Origin of the sequence: Streptomyces fuscigenes, assembly GCF_021556455.1 — a bacterium.
GTDB lineage: Bacteria > Actinomycetota > Actinomycetes > Streptomycetales > Streptomycetaceae > Streptomyces > Streptomyces fuscigenes.
The window spans coordinates 1-10,776 of the sequence record NZ_JAKGCV010000179.1 but is presented as its reverse complement, the minus strand read 5'-3'; the positions used below and the strand labels follow the sequence as shown (position 1 = coordinate 10,776).

Genomic DNA, 10,776 nt, shown 5'->3' with positions numbered 1-10,776 from the left:
CTCACCGGCGCCGGGACGGCCGCGGGGGAGCCGGCGCAGGGCCGCGGAACGCTGCCCGCGCCCGCCGTGGCGCCCGAGGCGGACGGCGGCCGCCCGCACTGGCGGCCCTGGCGCTTTCGCATGTCGAACGACGTGTGGGGCACGCCGGTCGTCGACGGGGACCTGCTGTACGTGACCAGCTTCGAGGTGCACGCGCTGGACGTGGGCACCGGCAGGCGGCAGTTCAAGACCCGGGACGTCGCCTGGTCCATGGCCGTGGCCGGGGGCCGCATCCACGCCTCCGACGGCCCGACGCTCTACGCGCTCGACGCCAAGGACGGCTCCGACCGCTGGCGCCTGGGCACCGACGCCTGGGTGTATTCGCTGAGGGTCGACGCCGGGACGGTGGTGACCGGCACCCGCGGCGGCGGCGTCCAGGCGTGGGAGGCAGCGAACGGCGAGAAGCTGTGGGAACTGACCGGCGCGCAGACGGAGTTCGAGACCCCCGAGGCCGGGCCCGCCGTCCACGACGGCACGGTCTACGTGTGGAAGGACGCCCGGCTGCGGGCGCTCGACGCGCGCAGCGGCGCCGAGCGCTGGTCCTACCCCGTCGGCGACGCCGCGTCCTGCGGCGGCGTCCCGGTGCGGATCACGCCCGCCCCGGACGGGCAGCTCTACGTGGCCGCCGGGACCCGCGTCCTGTCGATCGACATCGCGGGCGGGCACGTGCGCTGGCACTTCGAGGCGCCCGCGGTCTTCCTGTCGGCGCCCGCCTTCGCACCGGGCCCCGCCGTCGCGGGCGGCGGTGTGTACCTCGCGGACTATCTGGGCACCGTCTACGCCCTCGACGCGACGACCGGCAAGGACCGCTGGCGCATCGCGACGGAGTCCCGCGCGTCGGTGGAACCGGTGCTCGTCGCCGGCGGCAACGTGCACGTGGGCAGCGGCGCGGCCCTGTACACGCTGGACGCCGTCGCGGGCACGCCCAAGTGGCGCTTCGCCGCGGGCGGCGACATCGTCGGCGCCCCGGTGGTGGCCGACGGCAGGCTGCACTTCGGCTCGGCGGACCACGTGCTGTACACGCTCGACGCGAGCGAGGGCCAGCTGCGGTGGAAGCTGGCGACGGGCGGGGAGATCACCGGCTCGCCGGTCGCCGAGCGCGGAGTCGTCTACGCGTGCAGCAAGGACCGCTGCGTGTACGCGCTCGACGCGCGCAAGGGCACGGCGACGGGCGGAAGCGGCGGCGCGGCCCGCTGACCGCCGGACGGCATCGGGCCCCGGACCACTCGGCCCCGGCCCGGCCTCCACTCGACTCCGGCGCCGGACCCGGCGGGCGGCAGCAACGGGGGCGGACTCGCCGCCCGGGACCCGCCGCACCGCACGTGACCTGCGGCGACGGCCGGATCCGCCGCGTCAGGATCCGTACCGGTCCGGCCCGCCGCGGCCGTGGTCCCGGCCGTCGCGCGCGCCGCCGTCGTAGCCGCCAGGTCCGTCGTGCGGGCCCTCGTCGCCGTAGCCGTACCCGTACCCGTACGAGTCGGGCCCCTGGTCGTCCGTCTGCCGCACGGGCTCGGCCCGGCGCCTGCGCCCGCTCATGACGGCCGCGGCCAGCAGCAGCGCGATCCCGCCGCCCGCGCTGTAGGCGACGCCCTGGCCGAGGCCCGAGCCGTCCCCCTCGATGGCGAGGCTGCCCGCTGCCTGGCCCTGACGGACCATCCACAGCACGGTGAAGCCGAGGACGACGAGCCCGGCGAACGTGATGAGCGTCCGCGACCGCAGCACGAGCCCGATCAGGGTCACCAGCGCCGCGAACGCGAAGGGCGCGACGAGGGAGGCCCACACGCCGGTGCCCGCGCTCGTGACGCCCTGCGCCTCGAAGAGTTCCGAGAGGCGGTAGTCGCGCCCGTCGCGGCCGTTGTACCAGGACAGGAACGGCCCGAGGACGGCCGATGCCGCCCCCGCGAGCGCGATGATCCCGCCTATGACGTTGCGTACCACCGTCGGCCTCCTTCGTGAGGTGCGGCCCGCTCGGGACGCTACGCCGCCCGGCGCCGAACCGCCATGGCGCGGCGGGCGTCCTTGCTAGGGTGTCCGGGCCTCTTTTGACAGGTACCGGGAAATCCTGGGTTTCACACGGGGGACGGGGAAGAACGCGCCATGATCAAACAACGCTTGAAGGTCGCCGCGGTCGCGGGTGCGGTGGTGCTGGCACTGACCGGGTTCTCCCGGCACGGCGGCCACTCGCACAGCCACTCCTCGGGCGGAGGCGGCGGCTGCTCGGGCCCCTCGCACACGAGCAGCAGCGGCACGACGGGCGGCAGCGGGAGCACCTACGACCCCGGCAGCGACCCGAGTGACGACCCCGGCTACGGCGACACCACCACGAGCGGCGGCACCTACGGGAGCGGAGGCTCGTACGGCGACGACGGCTCGTCCGGGCCGGCCAGGGCGCCCCGCCACCGCCCCCGGACCCGCCCGACGCAGTCCGCGACGGGCTCCTCGTCGGGTGCCAGGGCCACGGCCACCGTCGTGAGCTGCGCGAGCCCCGCCGCGGGCGGCCGGAAGGCCGTGACGTCCTCGAAGGTCCGGGTGACGGCGGGCAACGGCTTCGGGGGCACGGCGAGCTTCGAGGTCGACGTCGTCTTCCGCGACGCCGGCGCGACGGTCGTGGACTCGGGCTCCTCCTCGGTGACCCTGCGGCCCGGCCAGGTGAAGACCGTCACGGTCGAGATGAACACCCCGTCCGAGGTCGGCAAGGTCGACAGCTGCGAGGCGTCGCTGATCTGAACCTCCCGCGAGGAGGCCCGCCGCCCCGCCGGACGCCGTGGTGCGGGCGGCGCTCCCCGACCGGGCGCACGCGGCTCGCCGGGCCCGCGCCGTCACGGCCCTGGGGGCAGGAGACCCTAGAGCTGCGAGGCCCCTCCGTCGACGGGGAACTCCGACCCCGTCGAGAAGGTCGCGCCGAACGCCAGGTACGCCACCGCGGCGGCCACCTCCTCGGACGACCCCAGCCGCTGCATGGGGACGGTGCCGCGGTAGGCGTCCTTCGTCGCCTCGACGACATCGGCGGGCAGCGAGGAGCGGTCCAGGATGCCCGAGTCGATCGGGCCGGGGCTCACGGCGTTGACGCGGACCTTGCGCGGCAGCAACTCGCGGGCCAGGGTCCGCGTCATCGACCGCAGGGCCGCCTTGCTCGCCGAATAGACGCTGAGCGCGTCGACGCCCAGGGCGTTGACCACCGACGTGGTGAGCACCACGCCGCTTCCCTCGCGCAGCAGCGGGGCCAACGCCTTCACCGTGAAGTAGGCGCCCTTGGTGTTGATGCCGAACAGCTCGTCGTACATCTCCTCCGTCGTCGACTCGAAGGGCGCGGACGCGGTGACGCCGGCGTTGACGAACAGCGCGTCCACCGTGCCGAACCGCTTGTGGACCGTGTCGGCCAGCGCCTCGATGTCCGCCAGGGAGGCGGTGTCGGCACGGACGGCCGTCGCCCTGTTCCCCAACTGTTCCGACGCGGTGTCCAGGGAACCGCGTGTACGGCCCGTGATCAGTACGTGCGCCCCGCCGTCGGCGAACAACCGGGCCGTGGCCAGGCCGATACCGCTGCTTCCGCCGGTGATCACGATCTTCTTGCCGTCGTAAGTCGTCATGCCCTCAAGCCAAATGCCCACCGCGGCGCACGTCCAAGACCTGTTCGGCATGCCGTCATGCCCCGGGCGTATGACGGCAGGCGGCGTACGCTGAGCGAATGGACTTCGACCTGCGGCTCGTGCGCTATTTCACGGTCGTGGCGGAGTACGGCAACTTCGGTCGGGCCGCCACCAGGCTGCACCTGGCGCAGCCGTCGCTCAGTCGCCAGATCCAGCGGCTGGAGGCCCAGCTCGGTGTCCGGCTCTTCGACCGCTCGCCGCAGGGCAGCAGCCTCACCGACGCCGGCCGGGCCTTCCTTCGCGGAGCCCGGGCGCTGCTCCACGAGGCCGAGCAGGCCGCCGGGGCGGCCAGGGCCGCCGCCGAGCCCCGCACCCTCACGGTCGGCTGCGCCGAAGGCCTGGTCATCACCGCTTGCGCGCAGGAAATGCGCCGCCGGCACCCGGGCAGCCGGATCCGCACCCGGCACCTCGACTGGCGGGACACGCACGCCCTCGCCGAGCGCCGGGTCGACGCCCTCGTCGCCTACCGGCCCCTGCCCTGGTCCACGGACGGCCTCCGGGTGACCTCGCTGTACGAGGAGCCGCGGGTGCTCGTCACGTCGGCGAGCCACCGGCTGGCGAACGGGAAGCCCGTGAGCCTGCGGGCCCTGTCCGACGAGGAACTGGTGAGCTGCGCCGCGACACCGGTCGTCTGGAGCACGCCCAAGCCGGTCGGCGACCGGCCGCCACCGCCCGCACCCGCGCCCGACGACAGCTACGAGGACAAGCTCGAACTCGTCGCCACGGGCCACTGCGTCGCGATCTTCCCGGCCGGCGACCGACGCGCCGCGGTGCGCGAGGACCTCGCGCTCGTGCCGGTCGTCGGCATCGATCCCTGCGAAGTCGTCCTCGTCACGCGCGCCGGCGACCACGACCCGCTGCTCGGCTCGCTCGAGGACGTCGCACGCGCGGTGCTCGGCACCGCGCGCCGCCGGGAGGACGACGCACTGTCGCTCACCTGACCTCCGTGCCTTCGCGCGGTGCGCGCGGGGCTGCCGCCGCGCCGCCTCGTCGGCCCGCACCCGGCACACGGCAGTGGGGCCCGCGCGGCTGCGCGGGCCCCACCTTTTTCACGTCGTCGCGTCGCCGTGCCCACCCCGCCACGGTCGCGACGGCCTCCCCTCCGGGCCGTCGCGACCGTGCCCCCGCTGGGCGGCCGGCTCCCCCGTCGCGGCGAGTTACGGGATGTGGCTGTCGAGCGGCTTGACGGGCGTGTCCTCGTCCGTCGCCGCACCCTTCGCGTCCGCGTCGGCGGCCGCGTCCGTCGCGGGCGCCGGGTCGGCACCGTCGGCCGGAGGAGCCGGGATGTGGCTGTCGAGGGTGGTGATTTCCTCGTCCTTCGTGGGTTCGCTCATGGTTTCTGGCTCCTGTGTACGCGTGAGTGGGTGGCGCCCGCCCGACACCCCCCGTGCCGTGCGGAGCGGGCGCCTCGGACAATTCGTCCTTCCCCCGTGCGACGAATCGTCGTTGCGTTGAGCATGCCAGGAGGCGCTAAACGTTCGATGAACGGCCCCGGCCTCAGGCCGCCAGGGGCGTCAGCAGCAGCCGGACCTCCGCCGCCTGGTCCGCGCCGGTGGCCTCGTACAGGCTCAGCGCCTCCCGCCAGCAGGCGCGGGCGCGGCCGGCCTGCGACAGCGCGTTCAGCGCCTTGCCGAGCTCGGTCAAGATGTTCGCACGCATCCAGTCCCCGCCGATGAAGCCGGTCGCCAGGGCCTGTTCGGCGAGTTGCGCCGCCTGGCCCGGCCGGCCGGTGGCGAGCTGCACCTGGGCGATGCGGAAGTAGGTCGTGCCGAGCCACAGGCGCTGGCGGTTCTCCTCGAACACCTCGATGGCCTGCTGGAACTCGGTCATCGCCTCGGCGAAGCGCTCCGCGTGCGAGAGCGCGATGCCGAGCGCGAAGCGGGCGTTCGCGAGCCGCAGCGTCAGGCCGAGCGCGTCGTAGAGGGCCATGCCCGCCTGGACCAGCTCGATGGCCTCCGAGGTCCGGCCCATGGCGACCAGCGCGCGGGACGTGTTGCACAGCGCGCTGGCCTCGCCCGGGCGGTTGCCGTCGGCGCGGAAGGACTCGACGGCCGATCTGCTGAACGTCTCGCAGTCCGCGTACCGGCCTTGGCAGAAGGCGATGATGCCGCGTTCGTTGGTCAGGTTGGAGCGCAGCCACGCGTCGTCCGCGGCGTCCTCGAGGGCCGTGGCCCGGCCGGCTTCCTCGTCGGCCTCCTCGAACCGGCCCGCCTTGATGTACACCTGCGTGAGCGTGGTGCGCGCGCGGCCCTCGGCGTGCGCGTCGCCCGCCGCCCGGGCCGCGTCCCGCGCGGAGACCGTGGCGGCCTCGTACGCGCGCGAGTTGGCGCCCGACTCCGAGAGGTCCTTCGCCGCGAGCAGCAGGTCCACGGCCCGGCGCAGCAGCCCCGGGTGGCGCAGGGACTGCTGGACGCACGCGAGGATCGACGCGGCCTCGGCGTACAGCCAGTCCAGGGCCTCGGCCCGGGTGGTGAACGACAGGCCGGGCCGCCCCGCGCGCTCCAGGTGCGCGACGGTGCGGTCGCCGGGGCGCTCCATGCCGTACACGCGCGACGCCGTCGCGAGGTAGAAGTCCAGCAGCCGGTCCAGCGCCTCGGCCCGTTTGGCCGGGGGCAGTTCGTCGCGTTCGGCGCATGCACGCGCGTAGAGCCGTACGAGATCGTGGTAGCGGTAGCGGCCCGGAGCGGCCGATTCCAGCAGCGAGGTGTCGACGAGTGTCTCCAGCAGGTCCTCCGTCACCTCGACGCTCAGGTCGAGCACGGAGGCCGCGGCGGCCAGTGAGATGTCCGGCCCGTCGGCGAGGCCCAGCAGGCGGAACGCGCGGGCCTGCGGGGGCTCCAGCTGGCCGTAGCCCAGCTCGAAGGTCGCCTTCACCGCAAGGTCCCCGGCCTGGAGCTCGTCGAGCCTGCGCCGCTCGTCGGCGAGCTTGGAGGCGAGCACGGACACCGTCCAGGTCCGCCGGGAGGCGAGCCGGGACGCGGCGATGCGGATCGCCAGCGGCAGGAAACCGCAGGCCGCGACGACGTCGAGCGCGGCCTCGCGCTCGGCCCGCACGCGGTCGGCACCCACGATCTTGGTGAAGAGTTCGAGGGCCTCCTCGGGGGACATCACGTCCAGGTCGACGAGGTGCGCGGCGGCCAGGTCGACCATGCGCGTGCGGCCCGTGACCAGCGCCGCGCAGCCCGGGGTGCCCGGCAGCAGCGGGCGGACCTGGGCCGCGTCCCGGGCGTTGTCGAGCAGCACCAGCACGCGCCGCCCGTCGAGCGTGGAGCGGAACAGCGCGGAGCGCTCCTCCAGCGTCTCGGGGATCGACCGGTCCGGCGTGCCGAGCGCCCGCAGGAACGAGCCGAGGACCGTCGCGGGGTCGGCCGCGGGCACGGAGGTCCCCTGGAGGTCCACGTAGAGCTGGCCGTCCGGGAAGTGGGGGCGCGCCGCGTGCGCCACGTGCACGGCGAGCGTCGTCTTGCCGACCCCGCCGATGCCCGCGAGCGCGGAGACGGCCATCACGGAGTGCTCGGCCAGCGCCAGCTTCTCGCCGAGCTCGGCCACGAACACGGAGCGCCCCGTGAAGTCCGGCACGGTGGCCGGCAGCTGCGCGGGCCGCGGCGCGGCGAGGTCCGGGGCCGCTTCGGCGGCGGGCCGGGCGAGCGCCTCGTCCGCGGTGAGGATGGCGTGCTGGAGGTCCGTCAGCTCCTGGCGGGGGTCGACGCCCAGCTCGTCGGCGAGCAGCCGCCGGGTGTCGGTGTAGACGGCGAGGGCCTCCGCCTGCCGGCCACCGCGGTACAGCGCCAGCATGAGCAGTTCCCGCAGGCGTTCGCGCAGCGGGTACTCGGCGGTCAGCGCGGTCAGTTCCGACACGGTCTCCGCGTGGCAGCCGAGTTCGAGGTCGAGGTCGAGCCGCGTCTCCACCAGGCCGAGGCGCCACTCCGCCAGCCGGGCGCGCTGCGTCTCGGCGAACGGGCCGGGCAGGTGGGCGAGGGCCTCGCCGTCCCACAGGCCCAGGGACTGCTCCAGCAGCGCCCGGGCGCCGCGCCGGTCGCCCGCGGCGCGGGCCTTCTCAGCCTTCGCCGAGAGGTCGTGGGCCACCTGGAGGTCCAGGGCGCCGGCGGGGGCGCGCATGGCGTAGCCGCCGGCCTCGCTGACGAGCGCGCCGGGTCCGAGCACCTTGCGCAGGCGGGACGCGTACGTGCGGACGGCGGCGAGCGCGCGGGTGGGGGGCTCCTCGCCCCAGAGGGCGTCGATCAGTTCGGCGGCGGTGGCGGTGCGGCCCTCGCGCAGCAGCAGCGCGGCGAGCATGGCGCGCTGCTGCGGCGAGCCGGGGGGCAGGGCCTCGCCGTCGCTCCACGCCCGGACCGGACCGAGCACGCTGAAGCGCAGGCGGCGGCTGTCCTCCAGCCCCGCACCGTGCTCTACCGGAACGCGCTGTTCCGGTACGCGTGGCCCGCTGTCACGGTCCATGGCTTCCCCCTCGCCCCCCGCTGGCGGATTCACTGCTCCGACAGTGTGCCTTGTCGCGGGCGGGCGCGTCAGCCGCGGGTGCCGGTCTGCACAAGGCCTCGACACGACTCGGGCCCGGCCTCCTTGACGCGCGCTCAGCGGTCCCCGATGGGGGACAGGGTGGCGGTGGCCGGGTGACGGCAGGTGGCGGAGGGGCCAGGGTGCCGAAGGGGACGAGGCCGGGGGAGGCGCCCGCCGCGCCCGCCCCCGCGCCCGGGTGTGTCACTCGCGCGGGGGACGGGGCGGGGACCCGGGACGCCGGGGCGGGGGCAAGCGCCGGGCACGTCGCGGCCCCGGGGCCCCGCGCCGGCGCCCCCGGGCCCCGGGGGGCGCCGTGGCCGGGAGCGGGGGCGTCAGGAGATGTGCGGACGGCTGCCGGGCTCCTGCCGGGGAACGCGCTGGCCCGTCACGGGCGGCACCGGGAGCGGCAGTTCGCTGCCCTGGTACTGCGCGAGGTTGTACGCGGCGTTCGTGTCCGGCAGCGACGGCGCCTTCTTCTTCGCGTCCCCGAAGCGGAACGCCGACGTCATGTCGCCGACCCTGCCCCGGCGCCACGCCGAGATGTTCGGCTCCCGCACCCCGGTGACCTTCTCCAGGAAGCGGATCTGCGAGGTGTGGTCGAAGACCTCCGAGCAGACCCAGCCGCCCGCCGTCCACGGCGAGACGATGATCGACGGCACCCGGAAGCCCAGGCCCACCGGCAGGCCGCCGCCGTCGACCCCGGTCGGGGACGTCTTCGTGACGAACTCGCCGGCCGTCCCGGCCTTCGGCGTCGGCGGGACGACGTGGTCGAACATCCCGTCGTTCTCGTCGTAGGACAGGATGAAGACCGTCTTCGCCCAGACGTCCGGGTTGGACGCGATCGCGTCGATCACGGCGGAGACGAACTGCGCGCCCGCGGCGGGCGTGCGCGCCGGGTGCTCGTCGTTGGCGGACGGCGGCATCAGCCAGCTGACCGTCGGCAGCTTGTCGTTGAGGCAGTCGTACTCGAACTGCCCGATGGGGGAGGGCGCCAGGGTCTGCGCGTACAGCGGCGAGTCCGGCGACAGGCTCTGGAACTGCTTCATCTTCTGGTACAGCGCGAGTCCGGTGACGCTCCCGGGCCCGTGGTACCACTTGAAGCTGACGCCCGCGTCGAACAGCCGCTCCGCGTACGTCGTCCACGAGTAGACGTTGTCCGCCGCGTTGTTGTCGAGCGCGGGGCCGCCCGCGGCGCCGTCCGGGTCGATCGTGCCGGTCATCCACATGTACCGGTTCGGGTGGGTCGGGCCCATGACCGAGCAGTGGTAGTTGTCGCAGATGGTGAACGCGTCGGCGAGCGCGTACTGGAACGGGATGTCCTCCCGCGTGAAGTAGCCCATCGTGAACGGGCCCTTGCTGTCGCCGTCGGACGCCCGGTGCGCCGGCAGCCAGTTGTCCATCTTCCCGCCGTTCCACGCCTGGTGCTGCACCGTCCAGGCGTGGCTCATCGAGGGGATGACCTGGCCCGCGGTCGTGCGGGTGTCCAGCCGGTACGGCAGCAGCTTGCCCGCCGGGCTCGACGGGTCGGGCTGCTCGAAGACGGAGTCGCCGTTGGGAAGCCGCACGGCCTTCGGGTCGTCGAAGCCGCGCACGCCGGACAGCGTGCCGAAGTAGTGGTCGAAGCTGCGGTTCTCCTGCATCAGCAGCACGACGTGCTCGACGTCCTTGAGCGACCCCCGCCGGCCGGCCGCCGACGGGGTCGCGGCGAGCGCCTTGCGGACGTTGGAGGGCAGGGCCATGTCGGCCGCGGCGAGCGCGCCGACGGCGGCGGCGGACCCGAACAGCCTGCGGCGGGTCAGGCCGGCGCGCGCCCGGCCGCCTTCGGCCTCGGGAGCCGCCGGGGTCTCGGCGGCCTCGGGGGCGTGCGAGGTGTGGGGGGCCCGGGAGGTGCGGGGGGCCTGGGAGGTGCGGGGGGTGGCGGAGGCGTCGGTCCGGCCGGAGCCGGTGGTCGGCACGGATCTCTCGGGGCGGTCGTCCAGGTGGTCGTTCACCGGAATCCCTTCGGAGCTGGTCGTGCGGGGCCCCGACACGGTCGCGCTCCCGGATGATCGGCGACCCCCCACCTCAAGTGACGGGCGTGCGAAGAGTGGTTGAAGCCATGCACCGGTGCGGGGGAGGTCCGCGTGCCCGACCGCCCGCCGTTGCCGGGCGTTGGCCGTGACGCCTCCTCACGCGTCCCCCGCCTGCCCGCCGGTGGCCGCCGGGGTGGGCCCGGCGCGCCCCGCGCGGCCGTCCCGGCCACGGACGGACGGCGTCCGTCCGGCGCCCTCGCCGAGCGGGCGGCGCGGGGGTGACGTAGGGGAGGGGGACCGGGTACGGCCAGGAGGGTGAGCGTGCGGGGGCCGCCGGGCGGGGCGTCCCCCGGGCGGGTACCTGATCCGGTCGACGCGGTGTCCAGGACCGTCCCCCGCCCGGAGCAGCAGCCCGGACTACCCGAAGGTGAGTTCCATGCCCGAACGCCTCGTGCGCCCGCCCCGCCCGGCGCGAGATGCGGGGGAGCGCCGCTCCCGTCGCACCGCACGCCCCCTGGCGGCCGCCGCCCTGGCCGCCCTGCTCGGCGGGCTGTGCG

The 10,776-nt window shown here is 75.0% G+C and carries 8 protein-coding genes; 3 read left to right on the top strand and 5 right to left on the bottom strand.

Translation table 11 applies throughout. From position 1 onward, the window contains the following. The coding region (locus tag L1885_RS15990) for an outer membrane protein assembly factor BamB family protein (RefSeq protein ID WP_235797785.1) at positions 1-1,236 on the top strand (1,236 nt) is incomplete at its 5' end. Between the two features lie 156 nt (positions 1,237-1,392). On the opposite strand, the gene L1885_RS15985 is transcribed toward L1885_RS15990, so the two are convergent. Next, positions 1,393-1,977 (bottom strand): hypothetical protein, encoded by a 585-nt coding sequence (locus L1885_RS15985; RefSeq protein WP_235797784.1) that lies wholly within the window; start codon positions 1,975-1,977, stop codon positions 1,393-1,395. Positions 1,978-2,136: 159 nt separating this feature from the next. Here L1885_RS15985 and L1885_RS15980 point away from each other — a divergent pair, with 159 nt between their 5' ends. After that, positions 2,137-2,766: a hypothetical protein gene (locus L1885_RS15980; RefSeq protein ID WP_235797783.1), complete on the top strand. Its 630-nt coding sequence runs from the start codon at positions 2,137-2,139 to the stop codon at positions 2,764-2,766. 116 nt (positions 2,767-2,882) lie between these two features. On the opposite strand, the gene L1885_RS15975 is transcribed toward L1885_RS15980, so the two are convergent. Continuing rightward, positions 2,883-3,629 (bottom strand): SDR family oxidoreductase, encoded by a 747-nt coding sequence (locus tag L1885_RS15975; protein WP_235797782.1) that lies wholly within the window; start codon positions 3,627-3,629, stop codon positions 2,883-2,885. Between the two features lie 98 nt (positions 3,630-3,727). Here L1885_RS15975 and L1885_RS15970 point away from each other — a divergent pair, with 98 nt between their 5' ends. Further along, on the top strand, positions 3,728-4,630 hold the full coding sequence (locus L1885_RS15970) for a LysR family transcriptional regulator (protein WP_235797781.1): 903 nt from the start codon (positions 3,728-3,730) through the stop codon (positions 4,628-4,630). A gap of 216 nt (positions 4,631-4,846) precedes the next feature. On the opposite strand, the gene L1885_RS15965 is transcribed toward L1885_RS15970, so the two are convergent. The 3 genes from L1885_RS15965 to L1885_RS15955 all read right to left on the bottom strand — a co-directional run bounded on the left by L1885_RS15965 (position 4,847) and on the right by L1885_RS15955 (position 9,946). Continuing rightward, positions 4,847-5,023 carry a hypothetical protein gene (locus L1885_RS15965; protein WP_235797780.1) on the bottom strand — a complete coding sequence of 59 codons (177 nt, stop codon included), beginning with the start codon at positions 5,021-5,023 and terminating at the stop codon, positions 4,847-4,849. 163 nt (positions 5,024-5,186) lie between these two features. Next, complete coding sequence (gene afsR, locus L1885_RS15960; RefSeq protein ID WP_235797779.1) at positions 5,187-8,147, bottom strand: SARP-family global regulator AfsR; 2,961 nt, start codon at positions 8,145-8,147, stop codon at positions 5,187-5,189. A gap of 392 nt (positions 8,148-8,539) precedes the next feature. After that, a complete protein-coding gene (locus tag L1885_RS15955; RefSeq protein WP_235797786.1) occupies positions 8,540-9,946 on the bottom strand; it encodes an alkaline phosphatase family protein in 1,407 nt (468 codons plus the stop codon). Positions 9,947-10,776: the final 830 nt, after the last annotated feature.